Below are 20,228 nucleotides of genomic sequence, written 5' to 3'. Positions count from 1 at the left end.
GAGGGCGGGGCCGCCGCGGGGCGCCGCGGCGCCCGCAGCGGCCCCCGGCGCCTCGTGGGAGGGTTGGCTCGTCCCGCGCGTTCGGCTATGCGGAGGCCCATGGCGCTCCACCCCCTCGCGGGCCGTAAAGCCCCGCCCGACGTGCTGATCGATCCGGACAAGCTGCGCGCGCAGTACTACAGCGAGCGCCCCGACCCGAGCGATCCGCAGCAGCGCGTCGCCTTCGGCACCTCCGGCCACCGCGGCTCGGCCGCGCGGCGCAGCTTCAACGAGGCGCACGTCCTCGCGGTCGCGCAGGCCATCTGCGATTACCGCGCGAAGCAGGGCACCACGGGCTCGCTCTACCTCGGCATGGACACCCACGCGCTCTCCGAGCCGGCGCAGCGCTCCGTCATCGAGGTCCTCGCCGCCAACGGCGTCGACGTCCTCATCGCCGAGCGCAACGGCGTCACGCCGACGCCGGTCATCTCGCACGCGATCCTCACCCAGAACCGCGGGCGCACCTCGGGCCTCGCGGACGGCGTGGTGATCACGCCCTCGCACAACCCGCCCGACGACGGCGGCATCAAGTACAACCCGCCGAACGGCGGTCCGGCCGACACCGCCGTCACCGGCTGGATCGAGGACCGCGCCAACGAGCTGCTCCGCGCCGGCAACGCGGGCGTGAAGCGCATGACCTACGAGGCCGCGCTGCGCGCGTCGACGACGCACCCGTACGATTACGTCGGCTCGTACGTCGCCGACCTCGGCAACGTCGTGGATCTCGAGGCCGTGCGCGGCGCGAAGCTGCGCCTCGGCGTCGATCCGCTCGGCGGCTCGAACATCGCGTACTGGGGGCCGATCGCCGAGAAATTCGGGCTGGACCTCACCGTGGTGAACCAGGCCGTCGACCCCACCTTCAGCTTCATGCCGCTCGATCACGACGGCAAGATCCGCATGGACTGCTCGTCGCCGTACGCGATGGCGAACCTCATCGCGCTCAAGGACGACTACGATCTCGCGTTCGGCAACGACGCCGACTCGGATCGCCACGGCATCGTCACGCGCAGCGCCGGGCTGATGAACCCGAACCACTACCTCGCCGTGGCGGTGTTCTACCTCTACCAGAACCGCCCCGAGTGGCGGCCCGACGCGGCCGTGGGCAAGACGCTCGTCTCGAGCAGCATGATCGACCGGGTGGCGAAGCACCTCGGCCGGCCGCTGCGCGAGGTGCCGGTCGGCTTCAAGTGGTTCGTCGACGGGCTGCTCGACGGCTCGCTCGGCTTCGGCGGCGAGGAGAGCGCGGGGGCCTCGTTCCTGCGGCGGAACGGGCGGGTGTGGACGACGGACAAGGACGGCATCATCCTCGACCTGCTCGCCGCCGAGATCCTCGCGCGCACCGGCCGCGAGCCGGCCGAGCACTACCGCGACCTGACCCAGCGCTTCGGCGCGCCGCTCTACACCCGCATCGACGCCCCGGCGACGCCCGCCGAGAAGAGCGTGCTGAAGAAGCTCTCCCCCGACGCGGTGCGCGCCCAGAGCCTCGCGGGCGAGCCGATCACCGCGAAGCTCACCCGCGCGCCGGGCAACGGCGGCGAGATCGGCGGGCTCAAGGTCGTCGCCGAGAACGGCTGGTTCGCCGCGCGGCCCTCGGGCACCGAGGACGTCTACAAGATCTACGCGGAGAGCTTCAAGGACCAGGCGCACCTCGATCGCATCCTCGACGAGGCGCGCGCGATGGTGGCCGACGCCCTGTCGGCGAGGTGAGCGCCCCGGGGGGACATCGGCCCGGGGCGAGCTCCATCAAGGCGGGAGCGCTGGAAGATCGTTGATCGTCTCTCCCGCCTTCCCCTGGCTGGCGTCCCGGGCGTCAACCGCGGGCAATCCGGAGACCGAGCGGCGAGAGGTGGGGCTTCGCGCCGAGCAGGACGCGAATCACCAGGTCCAGGTCGCGGTCGGACGCGCGTCCTGGGGCTGGTTGCAGTTCGGACACTTGCTGTTCTTCTTGTTTTTGTCGAACCAGTCGGCCAGGCATCTCCAGTGAAATGGGTGCGGCGTGGGGTAGCACGAGGTGAACCAGGCCTCTCCGTCGTCGGATTGCCGTTTGGTGATCTTCTCCAGGCAAATCGTGCACCTGGTGTCCGAGTCGAACGTGAAATGATCCGGTGCTTTTGAGCTCATGGGGCCCTCCCGCGCGCGCCAACGCGCGTGCCGCCGCAAGTCTACGCCCACACCCCGCGCCGGATCAATCCAGCCGGGGTCCGGCGCCGCCGGGCCTCTCGGCGCTGCTTCGCCACTGCGCCGGGCAGCGCCTCGTCCCCGCGGTGGGCGAGGGCCTCGCGCGCGGCGCAGGGCGGTCCGCCGTGTCGAGGACGCGATTTCCAGCGCCCGGGGCTAAAACAACGACAGCTGCCGCCGCGCCCCGATCATCGCGTCGAAGTCAGCGCTGCCCAGCCACCGGAGCACCGAGTCCGCGATCGGCTTGAGCTGCTGCGACACGTAATGGTCGTAGTCCGGCGGCGCCGTCGTCTGGCCGACCGGCTCGGGGCCCGCGCGCGTGATCACGTACGCCACGATCCGCCCCGCGTCCCCGCCCAGCTTGCGCGCCGCCTTCACGTGCGGCGGCGTCGTCTTCGTGTACGCGCCGAGCGGCTTGCGCAGCGCCTTCTTGTAGACGAGCTCCGCGTCGAACCGCCCCGCGCGCAGCTCCGCCACGAAGGTCCGCACGAAGCCCTCGACCGGGCGGTCGTGGAAGACGAGATCGAGCAGCTCCCGCTGGAAGCGCCGCGCGACCGCGCTCGCGTCGCGGCGGACCGCCTCGAGCCCGACGATCTCGAGCTTGCCGCCGCCCTCGCCGGCGACCAGGCCGGCGTAGCGCTTCTTGCTGCCCTGCGCGGCGCCGCGCAGCTCGGGCAGGAGGAAGCGCGCATAGACCTTCTCGAACTCGAGCTCCAGCCGGCTCTCGCACCCGAAGGTCCTCGCGATCTCGGCGGCGACCGAGGCCGAGACGGCGTCGCGGAGCTCCTCGGCGCGGGCGGCGGCGCGCGCGGCGTCCGGCTCGCCGATGTCGACGAAGAGCGAGTCGGTGTCGCCGTAGAGGACCCGGTGCCCGGCCCTCCGCACCGCCTCCGCCGTCAGCCGGATGACGTGCTGGCCGGCGCTCGTGATCGCGTTCGCGACCGCCGGCGAGAACAGGCGCGACGCCGGCGAGCCGAGCACGCCGAAGAGCGAGTTCATGAGGATCTTGATGGCCATGGCGCCGCGCTCGTCGCCCGCCCGCCGCGCCTCGGCCCGCTCGTCCCAGAGGCGCGCGACCAGCTCGGGGAGGATGCCCGGCTCGCCGCGCCGGAACGCCGCGCCGCCCGGCGTCACGATGAGCGCCTCCGGCGGCGCCCCGTCCCCCGCCACGAAGGTGAGCGGATCGATGTTGAACGTGCGGATGAGGCTCGGATAAAGGCTCTTGTAATCGTAGACGACGATGTTGCGGTAGAGGCCCGGGAGCGGCTCGAGCACGAGGCCGCCGGCGATCTCGACCTCCTCGTCCGGCGCCTCCCGCGACACCGACGGCGCGACCTTGCCGCGGGCGCGGAGCGCGGGCAGGTACAGCGAGTCGATCGCGGCGATCTGCGCGCCCACGCGGTCGAGCTGCATGCCCGTGAGCAGGCTCCGCCGGACCGAGAGCTCGATGAGGCCGGTCTTCTCCAGGAGGTCCCGGACGAGGCGGGCGTCCTCGAGGTTGTACGCCGCGAGCAGCGCCGGGTCGTCGCGGTACGACGCCTCGATGTGCGCGCCCCGGTCGTCGGACGCGAACAGCTTGCCGCGCCCGAGGATCGTCTGCGCGGCGGTCTCGAGGCGGTAATCCTCGAGGCGCATGAAGGCGCTGCGGAGCAGCGCGAGGCCGTCGAGCACCACGCGCCCCGGGAGCACGGCGCGCGCCTCGCGCGAGAAGCCCGGGTCGCGCAGGATCGAGACCTCCTCGGGGCCCCGCCCGAGCGCGCACGAGAGCCCGGCGCGGCGGCAATAGCGCTGGAGCGCCGGCAGATCGAAGTCCGGGATGTTCCAGCCGGTGAGGACGTCGGGATCCGCGTCCGCGACGTGCGCGAGGAACCGCTCGAGCAGCGTCCGCTCGTCGGGGAAGCGCTCCACGTAGGCGGGCAGGCCGGACGGGACGGGCTCGTCCCGGACGAGCAGGCAGCGCTCGCCGCCCGCGCCGGCGACGGCGATCGAATAGAGCTGCTCGCCGTCGAGGCTCGTCTCGATGTCGAGCGACAGCACGCGCAGCGCCGGGACGAAGGTCGCGGGGAAGAGCTCGGGGTTCTTGTACACGCGCCCGACGCCCGGGCGGAGCTCGAACGGCCCGGAGACCGCGAACGCCCCGCGGATGCCGCGATCGATGAGGAAGCGGTAGGCGAAGCGCACGTCCGCCTCGAGGGCGTCGGCGCCGGCCTCGGCCAGCCTGTCGCGCAGCGCCGCGACGTCCCGCGGGAGCGCGGCGAAGACGCGCAGCACCGGCTCGCCGTCGAGCGTCTCGAGCGCCTCCGGGGAGACGCGATTGCCCGCGAGCCGCCGCGCGATGTCCGCGTCGCGCTCGCGCACGAAGAAGTACGGCCTGAACCTGTCCTCGACGACGAGCGCCGGCGTGCCGTCCTCCATCACCGCATACAGATGGATCTCCGGGCATCCGGCGACGACCCGGTACGTGGGCGTGAGGATGAAGCCGCGGTCGGGCATGTGCGGGTGCGCTGAGGCCTCCGGGCGAGCTCGTCGCCGGTGCGCGGGGCGGCCCGGGACCGCTCCGCGCCACGCCGCACTTGACCACCGGGACCGGCCCCCCGCAAGCCCCGTCTCACCCCCGGCGCCACGGATCCCGGAGGAGCGCGGCGGCCCTCGGAGCCGGGGCTCGCCGGAGAAAGCGCCTTTTGCGAAGGCGACGTCGCGTGGAGGGATGATGGCAGCCTATCCATCGCTTCCCGCGAAGGCATGAGACATGGCACCGAAGTCCTGCCCGGGTGCGCGGCGCCTGCCCTCGCTGCGCGCCCTCGCGCGCCGCGGTGAGCAGCGCCGTACCGCCGATTCCGTCGAGAGCGGGTCCGCTGCTTGCTTGATGTTGGAGACGTAGTGACCCGCGGGCGTTCCATGGATCGGTCCGTGAGGCGCGCCGCGGAAAACAAGGAAGGGAATCCACCATGATGCGCCATCATTTCAGGCATCGGGTCGCGGTGATCGCCGCGCTCGCCGCGAGCGTCGTCGGCAGCTCTGCGCACGCGCACGGGCGAGGCGGTTACGCGCAGCAGCAAGGCGCGCATATCTCCCAGCAACAGCGGCCGCAGCAGCAGCGGCCGCAGCAGGCGACCCCGAAGCGCGCGCACACGCAGGTGACCGACGGCGCCATCGCCGGGGTCGTGTCGGCGAGCAACCATCTCGAGATCTCCCTGGCGACGATCGCCCGCAAGCAGGCGCGGTCGCGCGAGGTCAAGGATTTCGCCCGGGATATGCTCGAATCCCACACCCAGTCGGAGCGCCGTCTGAGCGCGCTCGTCCGGCGCCTCAGGATCCAGGTGCAGCCGACGCGGGTGAGCGCGATGCTCGTCGGGCACTCGCCGCTCTTCGCGGCCTACCTCCGCCGGCAGCCGGCCCAGAAATTCGACCAGGCGTTCATCAACGCCCAGGTGATGACGCACCGCTATACGCTGCGGATGCTGGACGAGCAGCTCATCCCGAAGGCGAAGGAGCCGGCCCTGAGGGAGGAGCTCCAGAGAGTGCGGGAGCAGGTGGTGAGCCACCTGGAGCGGGCGCAGGCGCTCCAGGCGAAGCTCGCGAAGCAACAGGGGACGTCCTCCGGACAGGGCCGCTAGAACGCCGATCGCGTTGAAATCCCGCGAAGATCCATTCATGGGAAGAGGACCGCGAGGGCACAAGGGACGCAAGGGGAAGAGAGGAATATAATTCCAACTCTGTGCCTTTGCGCCTCTTGCGCCTCTTGCGCCTCTTGCGCCTCTTGCGATCTCTCCTTTTGCTGCATGCGGGCGTCAGGGCGCGAACACCGCGCGCATGCACCCCTCCGCGCGCTCCTCGAACAGCCGGTATCCGCGCGGCCCGTCCTCCAGGCACATCCGGTGCGTCAGGAGGTACGACGGATCGAGGTCGCCGCTCTGGAGGAGACGGAGGAGCCTCGGGATGTACCGCTGTCCGTGCTGCTGTCCGGTCCTGACGATCAGGGCCTTGTTCATGAGCGCCCCGAGCGGGATCTTGTCGGCGAACCCGGCATAGACGCCCGCGATCGACACCGTGCCGCCCTTGCGGCAGGCCAGCATCGCCTCGCGCACCACGAGCGGGCGATCGGTCTGCAGCCGGAACGCCTGCTTCACCCGGTCGTACGCGTACTGCAGGCCCACGCCGTCGGCCTCCATGCCCACCGCGTCGATGCAGGCGTCGGGGCCGCGCCCGCCCGTCATCTCGCGGAGCGCCTCCTGCACGTCGACCTCGGCGTAGCTCAGCACCTCGGCGCCCCCGTGCGCCCTCGCCATGGCCAGTCGGTCCGGGACCCGGTCGATCGCGATGACGCGCTCGGCGCCGAGCAGATACGCGCTCTCGATCGCCATCTGACCGACCCCGCCGCACCCCCACACGGCCACGACGTGGCCCGGCCGGATGTCGCAGAGATCGGCCGCCATGTAGCCCGTCGAGAGCGCGTCGGACGCGAACAGGGCGCTCTCGTCCCGCACCCCGTCGGGCACCTTGAACGCGCCGTGATCCGCGAACGGCACCCGCACGTACTCCGCGTGGCTCCCCGCGAACCCCCCGAAGGCGTGCGAGTAGCCGAAGATCGCCGCCGTCGTGTCCCCGAGGATCCTGTCCGCCACCACGTGGTGAGGGTTCGAGTTCTCGCAGAGCGACCACAGCTCGCTCTGGCAATACGCGCACCGCCCGCAGCCGATGATGGACGACACCACGACCCGATCGCCCCGCTGCACCCGCTTCACCTCCGCGCCGGTCTCCACGACCTCGCCGAGGAACTCGTGCCCGAGGATGTCGCCCTCCCTCATCGTCGGGACGTACCCGTGGAGCAGGTGCAGATCCGAGCCGCAGACCGACGACAGCGAGACGCGGACGATGGCGTCGTGCGGGCTCAGGATCCTCGGCTCCGGCACCGACGCGACCGCGACGTCATTCACCCCGTTCCAGCAGATCGCTCGCATGATCACATCCTTTCACGGCCCGTCCGGCCGGACGGCTGCCCCACCGTCGTCGGGATCTCGCCGACCTCGATCCATTGCCTCAGCCGCCGCAGATCGCCTCTCAGCCGCCGCCTCGGCTCCTCCGCGAGCAACCTGCCGGCCGCCCGCGCGAGCCACCCCTTCGGCCGCGCGCCGGGCAGGACCGCCCGGATCTCCGTGCCCCGCTCTCCCGGCGCGTCGGCGAGCGACACGATCCCCGTCCTCACGTGCTCCCGGCCTCCCATGCCGGACGCCACGATCGTCGAGGCCGCCTCGGCCGCGCCCATCTCCACGTGCGCGATCCGCTGCAGGTACCGCCGCACGCCCTCCGCGTCGCGCAGCGCGCCAAGCACCGCCGCGCGCGCCCTGCTCACCGTGACGCTGCTCGCGATCCGCGGCGCGGGGACCCTGAGCGCCCGCAGCACCGGCGCCGCCGCCTGGACCCCGAGGGCCGGCCGCTCCTCGGACAGACCGGAGATCCGCTCGTAGGCGCGGTAGGCCGCCGTCTCCACGCGGCTCCAGAGCCGCCTCGCGACTCGGCTCCTCCCCGGCAGCGGCGCGCACGGCTCGCGCTGCCCTGCGGCGAACCCCTGCTCGACGGGCGCGGCCCTCTCCTGCTCTGCGGCCCTCTCCTGCTCTGCGGCCCTCTCCTGCTCTGCGGCCCTCTCCTGCTCTGCCGGCGGCGCGCTCGCGCTCCGCTGCCGGCCCGCGGTCCCTTCCGCCCGCTGCGCCGCGGCGCGCGCTCGCAGGACAGCCTTCTTTTTTGCCATCTTTCCCCCCTCGAGCCTCGTCCAGAGAGCCCGCGAAGGCGCGTTGCAAGCAGGCGGCCACTTGCGATGATCCAGCCGCTCACGTCTCAACGGTGCTCCGAACACGCCACCGCCGTTGCGAGCGGCCCGAGTCGGGAACTCCGGGCGAGCGGCCCCATCGCCGCGCGCGCGAGGAAGGAAGACGGATTGCAGCGTGGAAAGAAGAAGGTTGCGGTGCCTGAAATTCCGGGTGATACTCCGCGCGCCCGGACGGCGTTCATTCCCATGTTGTCCGGACTTAAGGTACGTCCTGATTAGCCTAAGGTAGATTACGGAGACGCGAGCCTATGAAGAATCGAATTTTCCTACGTGGCTTGAACTTGGCGGTCTGTGGTCTGGCGGTCGCGGCGTTCGCGGCGTGCGGCGACGATAGCGACGGCTCCGGCGGCGCCGGCGGCGGCGGCACCAGCGGCACCACCTCTTCGGGCAGCGAGAGCCCGTCGGCCACGAGCACGGGGAGCACGGATCCCACCACCTCGACCACCACGGCCGCCTCGACCACCGCCGCGACCACGGGCGCGGGCGGCGCCCCGCAGAGCATCGAGATGATCGATGACATGGAGGACAAGGACAACGCCATCCTCGCCGCGGGGGGCCGGGTCGGTTACTGGTACACCTTCAATGACGAGACGGCCGGGGCCACGCAGAACCCTCCGCCCGATCCGGAGGGGACCGGCGACAAGCCTTTCACGATGACGGCGCTCGATCCGGCGCGCGGGCAGAGCACGTACGCGGCGCGCTCGTGGGGCTCGGGCTTCGAGGACTGGGGTATCGGGTTCGGCTTCGATCTGAAGAGCGAGGACGGGACGAAGACGCCCTATGACGCCTCGGCGTACACCGGAATCACGTTCTGGGCCAAGCTCGGCCCGGGCTCCGGCAAGGCCGCGAGCATCAAGGTCTCGGACCCGGGCACGGACCCCGCCGGCGGTGCCTGCACCACGTGCGACGCGTGGCAATGGTCGTTCCCCGTCACCGAGGAGTGGCAGCAGTTCACCATTTCGTTCGCGGACCTGAAGCAGGGCGGCTGGGGCGACCCGGCGGGCACCGACCAGATCGACGCGACGAAGCTCTACTCGATCCAGTTCCAGATCAACGACGCGGCCTCGTTCGACATCTACATCGACGACCTCGCCTTCTATAACTGAGCGCCCTCGCGCCGGCCTCCCCCCCGGGCGCCCTCGCGCCCGGGGTCCTTCATTCAGTCTGCGCCTCTCGCGCTCCCACGCCGCCCGAGCGACCGCCCGGGCGGCGCTGCTCCCGTGCGCGCTGGCAAAATAAGTGCTTGCATCGCGGGCGCGTCCCGGGCAAACGTGGCCGCGCTTCTGCACCTGCGCCAGGACAATGCCCCTCCTCGAGCTCGCATCGATAACGAAGCAGTTCCCCGGCGTGAAAGCCCTCGACGGCGTGTCGTTCGACCTCGAGGAAGGCGAGATTCACGCCCTCTGCGGCGAGAACGGCGCGGGCAAGAGCACCCTCATCAAGATCCTGTGCGGCTACTATCCGGCGGGCACCTACGGCGGAGAGATCCGCTTGAACGGCCGCGTCGTCGAGTTCAGCGGCATGCGCAGCGCCGAGGAGCACCGGATCGCGCTCATCGCGCAGGAGCTCGCGCTCGTCCCCGAGCTCACCGTGGCCGAGAATCTGGTGCTCGGGCGCGAGCCGGTCCGCGGGGGGCTCATCGACTGGGACGCGGTGCGCGCCGACGCGCGGCAGGCGCTCGCGCGCGTGGGGCTCGAGGTCGACCCCGAGCGCCCGATCAAGGACCTTGGCATCGGCCAGCAGCAGATGGTCGAGATCGCGAAGTCGCTGCTCAAGGACGCGAAGATCCTCGTCCTCGACGAGCCCACGGCGGCGCTCACCGACTCCGGCGTGAGGACGCTGCTCGGCCTGCTCCGCGACCTGCGCGCCCGCGGCGTCTCCTGCATCTACATCAGCCATCGTCTCGAGGAGGTCTTCGAGATCGCCGACCGCATCACCGTCCTCCGGGACGGGAAGTCGATCACGACGCAGCCGCGGACCGCGCTCACGCCCGACAAGGTCATCTCGTACATGGTCGGGCGCGAGGTGACGAACCTCTACCCCTGCCCGCCGCCGCCGGAGGGCCCGGTCGCCCTCTCGGTCGATCGCTGGTCGGTCGAGGACGCGGGGCACCCCGGGCGGTTCGTGCTGCGCGACGTCAGCTTCGAGGTGCGCGCCGGCGAGGTGCTGGGCATCGGCGGCCTCATGGGCGCCGGGCGCACCGCGCTCGTCTCGACGATCTTCGGCGCGGCCCAGAGCCGCGTCACCGGCACGATCTCGGTCCGCGGGGGCCCCGTGTCGCCGCCGTTCAAGTCGCCCGCCGAGGCCATCGAGGCGGGCATCGCGCTCGTCAGCGAGGATCGCAAGCGCTACGGCCTCGTGCTCGAGTCGACCCTCCTCGACAACATCACGCTCGCGACGCTGCGGCGGTTCGTGAAGGGGCTCTTCCTCGATCACGCCGAGCGGGAGGCCACGGCGGTCGAGCAGATGAGGGCGCTCAAGACCAAGGCGCCGGGGCCGCTCGCGCTCGCGAACCAGCTCTCGGGCGGCAACCAGCAGAAGATCGTGATCGGCAAATGGCTCATGGCGGGGCCGCGCGTGCTCCTGCTCGACGAGCCGACGCGGGGCATCGACGTCGGGGCGAAGGCCGAGATCTATCAGCTCATCCACAAGCTCGCGTCGGACGGCCTCGCCGTGGTGCTCATCTCCTCCGATCTGCCGGAGCTGCTCGGCATGAGCCACCGCGTGCTGGTCCTCTCTCAGGGCAGGGCCACCGCCTGCCTCGACCGGAACGACGCCACCGCCGAGCGCGTGATGCTTGCAGCAACGAGGAAGGTGACGGAATGAGCGAGGCGAAGCTTCGCGTACGCATCCCCTGGCGTGCCCTCTCGATGGTGGGCTCGCTCATCGCGATCTGGATCGCCTTTTCGATTACCACCGACGGGACGTTCGTGACGCCCCGCAACCTGACGCTGCTCGCGCGGCAGATGTCGGTGACCTCGATCCTGGCCGTCGGCATGGTGATGGTCATCGTCGCGGGGCAGATCGATCTCTCGGTGGGCGCGATGGCCGGCCTGCTCGGCGCGGCGTCGGCGATGATCTACGTGAACCTCGGCTGGCCGCTGCCGGCCGCCTTCCTCCTGCCGCTCGGGCTCGGGGCGCTGCTCGGCTTCATGCAGGGCACGCTCGTGGCGCGGCTGCGCATTCCCCCCTTCATCGTCACGCTCGGCGGGATGCTCATCTTCCAGGGCTCGATCCTCGGCACCACCGGCGGCGTCTCGGTGTCGCCGGCGCGCCCGTACCTGTTCGTCGGCCAGGCGTATGTGCCGCACACGCTCGGCTGGGCGGGCGCGGGCCTCCTCTGCCTCGTGCTGCTGTACAAGGCGGTGCGCGCGACCGGCCCGGCGCGCTTCACGTGGATCGGGCTCGCCGCGTTCGCCATCGCGTTCACCGCGCTGATGAACTCGTACGAGGGCATCCCGTTCCCCGTGCTGCTCGTGCTCCTGCTCGCGACCGTGTTCACGGTGCTGGCGAAGCACACCACGTTCGGGCGGCACCTCTACGCGATCGGCGGCAACCGCGAGGCGGCCTTCTACTCCGGCATCAACATCGATCGTCACCTCATCGCCGTGTTCACGCTGATGGGCGTGATGTGTGGCATCGCGGGCATCGTGCTCACCGCCCGCGTCGGCTCGGCGACCTCGGACGCCGGCCGCATGATGGAGCTCGACGCCATCGCGGCCGCCGTCATCGGGGGCACGTCGCTCCTCGGCGGGCAGGGCACCATCTGGGGCGCGCTGCTCGGCGCGCTGGTGATGGCCTCGCTCGACAACGGCATGAGCCTGATGAACACCGAGAGCTTCTGGCAGCCGATCATCAAGGGCGTCATCCTCATCCTCGCCGTCGGCATCGACATGGCGAGCCGCAAGGGCCGCGGCCACTGAGCCGCGCCGCCCCTGCGGTGCGCAGGGGCGGAGCCCACCGACGCTTCCGCCGGCGTCACCCCCCTTCCGCCCGCGACTCCACCTCTCCGTCGCTCCCCGGCGCGCCTCGCCATCGGCCCGGGCGCGTTCCCCCCCGGTGCGACGCGCGCCCGGCTCTCGCATCCAATCGCCACCTGCGCAGGCGGGCGCCGGCAGGAAGGATGGGGGGGACGCATGGCCGAGCAAGGCGAGAAGGGCGCGAGCCCGGAGAGCAGCGCGTACAGCAAGATCGATAGCCTGGAGCCTCACCGGGAGGACCTGACAGGCACGGTGCTCTCGACCGACCAGGGCATCCGGATCGACAGCACCGACGATTCGCTCAAGGCCGGGGCCAGGGGGCCGACGCTCCTTGAGGACTTCCATCTACGCGAGAAGATCACTCATTTCGATCATGAGCGCATCCCCGAGCGCGTCGTGCACGCGCGCGGCTCCGGGGCGCACGGCTACTTCCAGGTCTACGCCTCGATGGCCGAGTACACGAGGGCGGCGTTCCTGCAGGACCCGAGCGTCAGGACGCCGGTCTTCGTGCGGTTCTCCACGGTGGTCGGCTCGCGCGGGTCGGCGGATACGGTCCGCGACGTGCGCGGCTTCGCGACGAAGTTTTACACCAGGGAGGGGAACTTCGACCTCGTCGGCAACAATATCCCGGTCTTCTTCATTCAGGACGGCATCAAGTTTCCGGATGTGATCCACGCGATCAAGCCGGAGCCGGACCGGGAGATCCCGCAGGCCTCGTCCGCGCACGACACGTTCTGGGACTTCATCTCACTCATGCCAGAGTCGACCCACATGGCCATGTGGGTGCTCTCGGATCGCGCCATCCCGCGGAGCTTCCGCATGATGGAGGGATTCGGCGTCCACACCTTCCGCCTCGTCAACGCGCAGGGCAAATCGCGCTTCGTCAAGTTCCACTGGAAGCCGCTCCTCGGCGTGCACTCCCATGTCTGGGACGAGGCGCAGGAGCTCGCCGGCAGGGATCCGGACTACCACCGCCGCGATCTCTGGGACGCCATCGAGCGGGGGGATTACCCCGAGTATGAGCTCGGCGTGCAGATCATCGAGGAAGAGGACGAGTTCGCCTTCGACTTCGATCTGCTCGACGCGACGAAGATCGTCCCCGAGGAGCTCGTGCCGGTGCGCCGCATCGGCAAGCTGACGCTGAACCGTAACCCGGACAACTTCTTCGCCGAGACCGAGCAGGTCGCGTTCCATACGGCCAACGTCGTGCCCGGGATCGACTTCACCGACGATCCACTGCTCCAGGTCCGGAACTTCTCGTACCTCGACACGCAGCTCCTGCGGCTCGGCGGCCCGAACTTCCCGCAGATCCCCATCAACCGCCCGCTGGCCCCGGTGCACAACCAGAACCGCGACGGCTTCATGCAGCAGCGGATCAAGCAGGGCCGGGCGCACTATGTCCCGAACTCGCTCGCCGGCGGCTGTCCGGTGACGGCGTCGTGGGAGACGGGCGCGTTCGTGCACTACGCCGAGCGGGTGCTCGGGCTCAAGCAGCGGGTGCGGAGCGAGAGCTTCAAGGATCACATCACCCAGCCGAGGCTCTTCTGGAACAGCCTCTCGGTGCCCGAGAAGAAGCACCTCATCCGCGCGGCGCGCTTCGAGCTCGGCAAAGTAGCGACCCGGGAGGTGCGCGAGCGCATGGTCGCGCGGCTCGGCGAGGTCGACACCGAGCTCGGCCGGCTGGTGGCCGAGGCGATCGGCGTCGCGCCGCCCGCGGGCCAGCCCCACGTGCCTTCGAAGGGCGGCAAGGCCGCGGGCAAACGCTCGGTGGACGCCTCGCCGGCGCTCAGCATGGAGAACACGGTGAAGGACACGGTGAAGAGCCGGCTCGTCGCCCTGCTCGTGGCCGACGGGTTCGCCGTCGCCGAGCTCGCGGCGGTGAGGGCGGCGCTCGAGGCGGCCGGCGCACACGCGCAGGTGGTGTCGACGCGGCTCGGGCCGATCGCCGGCGACGACGGCAGCGCCGTGGAGGCGGACCGGTCGCTGCTCACGGCGAAATCCGTCATGTTCGATGCGGTCTATATCCCCGGCGGGCGCGCCAGCGTCACGGCGCTCGCGTCCCTCGGAGAGGCGGTGCACTTCATCAACGAGGCGTTCAAGCACTGCAAGGCGATCGGGGCGACGGGCGATGCGGTCGATCTCCTCGTGGCGACGGACATCCAGGGCGTCGCGCTGGCCGACGTCCAGGCCGGGGCGCCGCTCCTGTCCGACAAGGGCGTGGTCACCCTGCGCGACCCCGCCGGTCTCGCCCCGTTCACCCACGAGCTCCTCCGCGCGATCGCGCAGCACCGCCACTGGGACCGCGAGGACGTCGCGCAGATCCCCGCATGACGAGCGGCTGAACGAACAGCGCTAGCGCGGGGAGGGCCGTTGCCGCCCGGTTCAAAGGACATCGGCAGGGCCGCAGCCGATCAGAAAAACCTCCAAAACAACATCGGTAGGCCCCGTGGGAGGGAGGGCGCGGCGCCGCGCGGCGTGGGGGATGGGCCGATGTCTGAGCCTGAGATGATGTTCCTCCGGCTCCGCCGGAGGAGCATCATCTCAGGCGAGTTCGGCGGGGCCCCCACGCCGCGCGGCGCCGCGCCCTCCCTCCCACGGGGCCGGGCATCACTGGACCGCCCCCATCTCCGCGATCTCCTGCTCCAGCTGCTCCCATTCGGCCATGAGCGCGTCGATGCGCGGCCCGAGCGCCTCTTCCTCGGCCTGGAGCGCCGCGATCTCCGCCTTCCCCGTGCGCTCGAAGAACCCGTCGCTGCAATAGAGGTCGTGGATCGCCTCCTTCCGCGCCTCCGCCGCCTCGATGGCCGCGAGCACCTTGTCGCGCCGCGCGGGCAGCTCCTTCTGCCGGTTGCGCCGCCGCTTCTGCTCCTCCCACGAGCCGCCCGCCTCCGGCGCGGCCGCCGCCTTCTGGTGCTCGCGCTTCGCCTTGAGCACCACCGTGTCGGCGTCGAGGTGATCGTCGCCGCAGCCGGCCAGGTACTCCTCGTAGGTGCCGGGGAAATCGCGCGGCCCGCTCGGCGTGATCTCGAGGATGCGCGTCGCCAGCTCGGACACGAAGAACCGATCGTGCGAGACGAAGAGCACCGTCCCCTCGAACGCCTTGAGCCCCTCGACGAGCCCGTGGATCGCCTCGAGATCGAGGTGGTTGGTCGGCTCGTCCAGGACGAGCACGTTGGGCCGCTCGACGATGATCCGGCAGAAGATGAGCCGCGCCGCCTCGCCGCCCGAGAGCGAGCCGACGCTCTTCTCCACGTCGTCGCCCGAGAACAGCGCCTTGCCGAGCTGGCCGCGGACGTAGCTCGGCGACTCGTCGGGGCACGCCTCCCACAGGAAGGAGAGGGGCGTCATCGACCCGTCGACGAGCAGCTCGCGGTGATCCTGCGCGAAGTACCCGACGCGCACCTCGTGCCCCCACGACGCGCCCCCGGCGTCGGCCGCGAGGCGCCCCACGAGGATCTTGAGCAGCGTCGACTTGCCGAGCCCGTTCGGCCCGATCACCGCGACCCGCTCGCCCCGCCGCACCGACAGCGACACGTCGCGCAGCACCTGCTTGTCGCCGTACGACTTCGAGATGCCCCGCGCCTCGAGCACGTCGCGCCCGCTCGGCCTCTGGATCGCGAACCGGAACAATGGCGTGCGCCGCGACGTGTCGGCGAGCTCCTCGACCTCGATCTTCTCGATCTGCTTGAGCCGGCTCTGCGCCTGGCGCGCCTTGGTCGCCTTGGCGCCGAACCGCTCCACGAACGCGCGCTTGTCCGCGATGATCTTCTCGGCGCGCGCGATCTCGGCCTGCTTGCGCTCGCGGATCGCCTGCTTCTCGACGACGAACGCGGCGTAGTTGCCCGTGTAGAGCGTGATGGTCTCGTAGTCGACGTCGAGGATGTGCGTCGCGACGTTGTCGAGGAAGCGCTGGTCGTGCGAGATGACGACCGCGCACCCCTTGTAGCCGGCGAGGAACTTCTCGAGCCACCGGATCGACAGGATGTCGAGGTGGTTCGTGGGCTCGTCGAGCAGGAGCACGTCCGAGCCGCCGAGGAGCACCTGCGCGAGCAGCACGCGCAGCTTGAAGCCGCCCGACAGCGTCGAGAGCGGCCTCCTGTGGGCCTCCACGGGGATGCCGAGCCCCTCCAGGACGGCGCTCGCGCGCGCCTCCAGCGTGTAGCCGTCGTGGGCGCGGATGCGGTCCTCGAGGTCGGCGACCCGGCCGGCGTCGCCGCCCTCCTCCGCGAGGCGGCGCGACTCGACGAGCGCGTCCCAGACGACGCGATCGCCCATCATCGCGAGATCCAGGATGATCTGGTCGTCGCTGAGGAACCGGTCCTGCCGGAGCACGCCCACGCGGGCGTCCTTCGGGAGGCTGACGTTCCCCTCGGTCGCGGGCTCGTCGCCGGCCACGATCTTGAGGAAGGTGGTCTTCCCCGAGCCGTTGGCGCCCACGAGGCCGTAGCGGGAGCCCGCGTTCAGCTTGAGCGAGACGCCCTCGAAGAGGGTCCGATCACCGAAGGATTTCGCGAGGTTGGACGTTCCGAGCATGGCGGTTGGGGCTTGGGTCGATCGGCGTGGCGCGCGGCGAGCGGCGCGCGGCGAGGAGAGCGGCGCGCCGCGCCGCGCGCGGCCGGGTGCGGCGCCGCGGGGGCCACAGGCATAGCACTGCGCCCCGGGGGAGCGGGCGGTTCGTGCGCCGCCGCGGGCGCCTCAGGGGCGCGGCGGGCGCCCGGCCGCCGCGGGGGCGGCGCGGCGCGCGCCCTGGCGCCGGCGGCGGGCCCCGGCGGCAGGGCGCCGGCGGGTCAATCGACGTGCTCGCACACGACCTTGTCCGAGGCAGCGTCCTTGTTGTTCCCGTCGTTGCACTCGTCGATCGCGCCGTCCGGGTCGACGACGCCGTAGATCAGGATCGAGAGGTTCCACGGGAACTTGTCGATGGTGGCGACGAGGTTCACGCTCTGCCCCGGCGCGATCGGCCCCGGGACGACCTCCTCGTGGAGCACCGTCCCGCCCTGGCCGGGGTCGCCGGCGTAGTACCGGACCCGCACGTCGCTGGCCGGCGCCGAGCCGGCGTTCCTGACGACCGTCGGGACGTCGACCTGCTGCGCGTTGCACTTCGCGTCGGTCACCCGGCCGATCTCGATCTGGAGGTCCGGCAGCGCGTCGCCCTCGTCCACGACCGCGATCTCCTCGTTGTTGTCCTCGTTGCACTCGCGCTCGGTGGCGCCCTCGTCGACGACCGCGCGCAGCCGGGCGGGCAGCGTCTCCTGCGGGTTGTTCGCGGCGCTGTAGCTCACCGTGAGGAGCAGCGAGCTGTGCGGCTCGATGCTGCTCTGGAGGACCACCTGCAGCGGCGCGCCGGCCTCGTCGAGGAGCGCCTCGTCGACGTCCGGGGTGTCCCACTCGCCGTAGAAGCTGATGACGACGCCGGGCCCCACGCGGAGGTCGCCGAGGTTGTCGACGCGCACCGTGATCTCGACGTTGTCGGTGAGCTCGCCGCAGGCCGCGTCGGGCGACGAGATCTGGATGCCGCTGAGCGCGAGGTCCGGCGCGATCCCGTACGACCGCGGGTTCGAGCGGTAGGTGTTGTAGACGCGGCCGCTGTACGCCTTCCAGCTCTCGGGCTCCCGCACGGGGATGCGGCCGCTCTCGAGCACGTTCGTCACGTGGTAGCTGTGCTGGTTCCAGATGCGGCGGGCCGAGACCCAGAGGTCGTTGGGATCGCCCCAGACCTCGAGGCCGTTGTTGTAATCGACGCCCTCGCGGCAGTTGTTGGACTCGTTCGAGGTGGCGAACACGATCTCGGCGTTGCCGTCGTTGTCGACGTCGGCCACGACCGGGTACTCGGTCCGGGTGCGGCTCGGGGAGTGCTCCTTGGACAGGACGTTCCCGGTCACGCCGTCGTAGATGCGGAAATAGCACTCGTCGTTGTAGATGACCTCGGCGGCGCCGTCGCCGTTGAAGTCGAACACGCTCGACCCGGTGGCGCGGCTGGAGTTGTCCTCGATGACGCGCTGCCAGCTGTTGTGGTAGCAGACGCAGGTGCCCCGCTGGGTGTTGCAGGTCGCCGCGCCGGTGGCGCTGCAGTCCTCGTCGGTGGTGCACGCCTTCCCGTTCGGGGAGCGCGCGGGGTTGGCTGTGCCCGAGCCGTTGTCGTTGAGCGGGTTGGTCCACGCCGGGCACTCCGCGGTCGGCTCCTGGAGGTCGAGCATCACGTAGCGCCCGCCGAACGCCGTGCCGACCTCGGGGAAGCCGTCGCCGTCGAAGTCGTCCACGTTCGGCGCCCCGCCGTCGTACTGGGCGCCCTCGCCCATCACCGTCCGGCGCTTGATGGTGCCGTCCTGCCCGTTGAGCACGAAGAAGTACCCGTTGTTGAACAGGATCACCTCCGGCTTCTGGTCGAGCGGGTTGTTCGGTCCGGGGGCGGCGCTCTGGTCGGCCCCGAGGATGTCGGCCACGGCGCAGAACCCGTCGCGGTGGGCGTCCGGAATCTGGTTATCGTCGTCGCCCCTGCCGTTGACCGTCTGCCCGTCCCAGACCACGAGGAGCTCCCCCTTGCAGAAGGCCGTCGCCTCGGGGTCGTCGTAGGAGGGCGCGCACTCGGCCCTGCTCTTCACGCCGACCGGCGGGCGGGGCAGCGCGTAGGCGGTGCTGCCCGCGACGATCTCCAGCCGGTGGTCGTCCTTGAGGTTCGCGATGCACGTGATGGGCCCGAGCCGGTTGGGGTTGTTCGTGGTCGTCGGATCCCCCTGAATCCCTTTCATCAGGCCAACGCCGCCCTTGAAGCGGTCGAGGATCGCGAGCTCGCGCGTCATCGCGTCGTAGCGCAGCGTGAACACGTACTGGCCGACCACGATCTCCGGGAGCCCCGCTCCGTCGATGTTGGCGATCGCCGGCGCCGGCTCGTTGTAACCGTCCGCTTCGGCCCAGAGGCCGTTCTCGAGGTACCGGGTCTCGCCCGTGTTGCTGAAGATCTGGAGCCCTCGCGACTCGGTGACCGCGACGATCTCCGGGACGCCGTCGCCGTCGAGATCGCCGACGGCGAGCTGGGCGGTCGGCAGCAGCGTCGCGTTGCTGCAGGTGTAGGCGGCATTGAGGGCGTCGCCTTCGTGCCACACCAGCGCGCCGAGCACCGCGAAGTAGTCGCGCCCCTTGTTGGGGCCGCCGCCGTGGATTGCGCGGAGGACCCCGCTATTTTGGTACGTCGAGCCGCAGAACGTGGTGAAGATGATCTCGGGGAAATCGAGCTCGTTGATGAGCCCGTCGCCGTTGTCGTCGTCGAGGTTGGCGACGAGCGGCGTCATGACGTTCTGCGCCGAGTTGGGGAACGGGCTGCCGACGGCGCTCGCGTTGGCGCGGTTCACCCCTCCCCACTGGATCTCGATCTGCGGCAGGACGCGCTCGAACGGCACCGGGTCGAGGAGGCACGTGGGCGCGGCGCCGGTGCCGGTGCAGGAGCCGACCTCGCAGGAGGCGAAGGTGGGGCAGTCCCAGTCGTCCTCGCACGGGCAGCTCGCGTTCCCTGCGCCGCTGTCGGTGCACGTGCTCTCGAAGTAGGCCTCTCCGCCGCACGTGAAGAGCTCGCGCGTGGTGCTGCCGTTCGAGACGCAGACGAGGAGGCTCTCGCCGTCGCACGTCCGTTCGCCGGCGGTGCAGGCGTCGTCGACGCAGATCGTGCCGTTGCAGTACTGGTTGAAGGGGCACTCGAGGTCGCTCTGGCAGCTGATATCGACGCAGGTGGCGCCCCCTTCCGGGGTCATCTGGCATCGCTCGGTCGGGTCGCAGCTGAGGTCTTCGCAGGTGTTGTTGACGCAGGTGCCTTGTCCGTCCTCGACCTCGCAGTGCTGATCGGGCCGGCACCTCACGCCTTCACAGCCGCTCTCGACGCCGCCCGCGCCGCCGCTGCCGGTGGTGGTCCCGACGAACCCGGTGCCTTCGCTCGTGCTGGCGCCCCCGCCGCCGCCCCCGCCGCCCTCGCCGGGGTGGTTCACGATCTCGGGGTTGCTGCAGGCCGCTGCTGCGAACAGGAACCAAGGAAGCGCGAGGGGAATTATCCGCCGGGGGCACGTGGGCATGAGGCGATTGTACGGGCGCGCTGTCGCCATGGAAGCGCGTTCGCGCGCGGCTTCGTGCGCCGAGTGGGAGCTCTGCCCACGGTGGGCGTCGCCCGCGGCGCAGGTCCGGTGCGCAGGGGAGGGCGCCGCGGGGGCCGTGCGGGA

Annotated in this window: 12 protein-coding genes; 6 read left to right on the top strand and 6 right to left on the bottom strand. The window is 70.8% G+C overall.

Going from position 1 to position 20,228, the window contains the following annotated elements; genetic code table 11:
- Positions 1 to 99 precede the first annotated feature (99 nt).
- Positions 100 to 1,746 (top strand): phosphoglucomutase (alpha-D-glucose-1,6-bisphosphate-dependent), encoded by a 1,647-nt coding sequence (pgm, locus tag NQZ70_RS34405; protein WP_165374316.1) that lies wholly within the window; start codon positions 100 to 102, stop codon positions 1,744 to 1,746.
- A gap of 168 nt (positions 1,747 to 1,914) precedes the next feature.
- Here the strand turns inward: pgm and NQZ70_RS34400 are convergent, their stop codons facing one another.
- Together NQZ70_RS34400 and NQZ70_RS34395 are read right to left on the bottom strand one after the other, a co-directional pair.
- Positions 1,915 to 2,160 (bottom strand): RING-H2 finger protein, encoded by a 246-nt coding sequence (locus NQZ70_RS34400; protein ID WP_129578016.1) that lies wholly within the window; start codon positions 2,158 to 2,160, stop codon positions 1,915 to 1,917.
- A gap of 213 nt (positions 2,161 to 2,373) precedes the next feature.
- The gene (locus tag NQZ70_RS34395; RefSeq protein WP_129578015.1) at positions 2,374 to 4,710 is read right to left on the bottom strand and encodes a DNA polymerase II; all 2,337 of its coding nucleotides are present in this window, start codon (positions 4,708 to 4,710) and stop codon (positions 2,374 to 2,376) included.
- Positions 4,711 to 5,165: 455 nt separating this feature from the next.
- Between NQZ70_RS34395 and NQZ70_RS34390 the strand changes: the two genes are divergently transcribed.
- Positions 5,166 to 5,834, top strand: a complete 669-nt coding sequence (locus tag NQZ70_RS34390; RefSeq protein ID WP_129578014.1) for a DUF4142 domain-containing protein — start codon at positions 5,166 to 5,168, stop codon at positions 5,832 to 5,834.
- Between the two features lie 174 nt (positions 5,835 to 6,008).
- Here NQZ70_RS34390 and NQZ70_RS34385 read toward each other — a convergent pair whose 3' ends face one another.
- Both NQZ70_RS34385 and NQZ70_RS34380 read right to left on the bottom strand, forming a co-directional pair.
- Complete coding sequence (locus NQZ70_RS34385; RefSeq protein ID WP_129578013.1) at positions 6,009 to 7,178, bottom strand: zinc-dependent alcohol dehydrogenase; 1,170 nt, start codon at positions 7,176 to 7,178, stop codon at positions 6,009 to 6,011.
- 2 nt (positions 7,179 to 7,180) lie between these two features.
- Entirely contained in the window at positions 7,181 to 7,966 is a 786-nt protein-coding gene (locus tag NQZ70_RS34380; protein WP_129578012.1) for a hypothetical protein, read from the bottom strand.
- A 326-nt stretch (positions 7,967 to 8,292) separates the two neighbouring features.
- On the opposite strand from NQZ70_RS34380, the gene NQZ70_RS34375 reads away from it, so the two are divergent.
- The 4 genes from NQZ70_RS34375 (at position 8,293) to NQZ70_RS34360 (ending at position 14,355) form a co-directional block, all read left to right on the top strand.
- Complete coding sequence (locus tag NQZ70_RS34375; protein ID WP_129578011.1) at positions 8,293 to 9,150, top strand: carbohydrate binding domain-containing protein; 858 nt, start codon at positions 8,293 to 8,295, stop codon at positions 9,148 to 9,150.
- Between the two features lie 196 nt (positions 9,151 to 9,346).
- The gene (locus NQZ70_RS34370) at positions 9,347 to 10,870 is read left to right on the top strand and encodes a sugar ABC transporter ATP-binding protein (protein ID WP_129578010.1); all 1,524 of its coding nucleotides are present in this window, start codon (positions 9,347 to 9,349) and stop codon (positions 10,868 to 10,870) included.
- Positions 10,867 to 11,967: a sugar ABC transporter permease gene (locus tag NQZ70_RS34365; protein ID WP_129578009.1), complete on the top strand. Its 1,101-nt coding sequence runs from the start codon at positions 10,867 to 10,869 to the stop codon at positions 11,965 to 11,967. The genes NQZ70_RS34370 and NQZ70_RS34365 overlap by 4 nt, the downstream gene beginning before the upstream one ends.
- 213 nt (positions 11,968 to 12,180) lie before the next feature.
- Positions 12,181 to 14,355 (top strand): catalase, encoded by a 2,175-nt coding sequence (locus tag NQZ70_RS34360; protein ID WP_207217568.1) that lies wholly within the window; start codon positions 12,181 to 12,183, stop codon positions 14,353 to 14,355.
- Between the two features lie 276 nt (positions 14,356 to 14,631).
- Here the strand turns inward: NQZ70_RS34360 and NQZ70_RS34355 are convergent, their stop codons facing one another.
- Together NQZ70_RS34355 and NQZ70_RS34350 are read right to left on the bottom strand one after the other, a co-directional pair.
- Positions 14,632 to 16,557, bottom strand: coding sequence for an ABC-F family ATP-binding cassette domain-containing protein (locus tag NQZ70_RS34355; RefSeq protein ID WP_129578008.1), 1,926 nt, complete (start codon positions 16,555 to 16,557; stop codon positions 14,632 to 14,634).
- Between the two features lie 254 nt (positions 16,558 to 16,811).
- On the bottom strand, positions 16,812 to 20,084 hold the full coding sequence (locus NQZ70_RS34350) for an FG-GAP-like repeat-containing protein (protein WP_129578007.1): 3,273 nt from the start codon (positions 20,082 to 20,084) through the stop codon (positions 16,812 to 16,814).
- Positions 20,085 to 20,228: the final 144 nt, after the last annotated feature.

Origin of the sequence: Sorangium sp. So ce836 (genome assembly GCF_028553905.1) — a bacterium.
GTDB classification, from domain to species: Bacteria; Myxococcota_A; Polyangia; order Polyangiales; family Polyangiaceae; genus Sorangium; species Sorangium cellulosum_D.
The sequence above is the reverse complement of the archived record's forward strand: the minus strand, read 5'-3'. Positions and strand labels throughout refer to the sequence as shown.

What these genes read in the sequence shown, in the direction of transcription:
- pgm (WP_165374316.1), top strand. Translation starts at nt 100, where the DNA reads ATGGCGCTCCACCCCCTCGCGGGCCGTAAAGCCCCGCCCGACGTGCTG.
- NQZ70_RS34400 (WP_129578016.1), bottom strand. Translation starts at nt 2,160, where the DNA reads ATGAGCTCAAAAGCACCGGATCATTTCACGTTCGACTCGGACACCAGG.
- NQZ70_RS34395 (WP_129578015.1), bottom strand. Translation starts at nt 4,710, where the DNA reads ATGCCCGACCGCGGCTTCATCCTCACGCCCACGTACCGGGTCGTCGCC.
- NQZ70_RS34390 (WP_129578014.1), top strand. Translation starts at nt 5,166, where the DNA reads ATGATGCGCCATCATTTCAGGCATCGGGTCGCGGTGATCGCCGCGCTC.
- NQZ70_RS34385 (WP_129578013.1), bottom strand. Translation starts at nt 7,178, where the DNA reads ATGCGAGCGATCTGCTGGAACGGGGTGAATGACGTCGCGGTCGCGTCG.
- NQZ70_RS34380 (WP_129578012.1), bottom strand. Translation starts at nt 7,966, where the DNA reads ATGGCAAAAAAGAAGGCTGTCCTGCGAGCGCGCGCCGCGGCGCAGCGG.
- NQZ70_RS34375 (WP_129578011.1), top strand. Translation starts at nt 8,293, where the DNA reads ATGAAGAATCGAATTTTCCTACGTGGCTTGAACTTGGCGGTCTGTGGT.
- NQZ70_RS34370 (WP_129578010.1), top strand. Translation starts at nt 9,347, where the DNA reads ATGCCCCTCCTCGAGCTCGCATCGATAACGAAGCAGTTCCCCGGCGTG.
- NQZ70_RS34365 (WP_129578009.1), top strand. Translation starts at nt 10,867, where the DNA reads ATGAGCGAGGCGAAGCTTCGCGTACGCATCCCCTGGCGTGCCCTCTCG.
- NQZ70_RS34360 (WP_207217568.1), top strand. Translation starts at nt 12,181, where the DNA reads ATGGCCGAGCAAGGCGAGAAGGGCGCGAGCCCGGAGAGCAGCGCGTAC.
- NQZ70_RS34355 (WP_129578008.1), bottom strand. Translation starts at nt 16,557, where the DNA reads ATGCTCGGAACGTCCAACCTCGCGAAATCCTTCGGTGATCGGACCCTC.
- NQZ70_RS34350 (WP_129578007.1), bottom strand. Translation starts at nt 20,084, where the DNA reads ATGCCCACGTGCCCCCGGCGGATAATTCCCCTCGCGCTTCCTTGGTTC.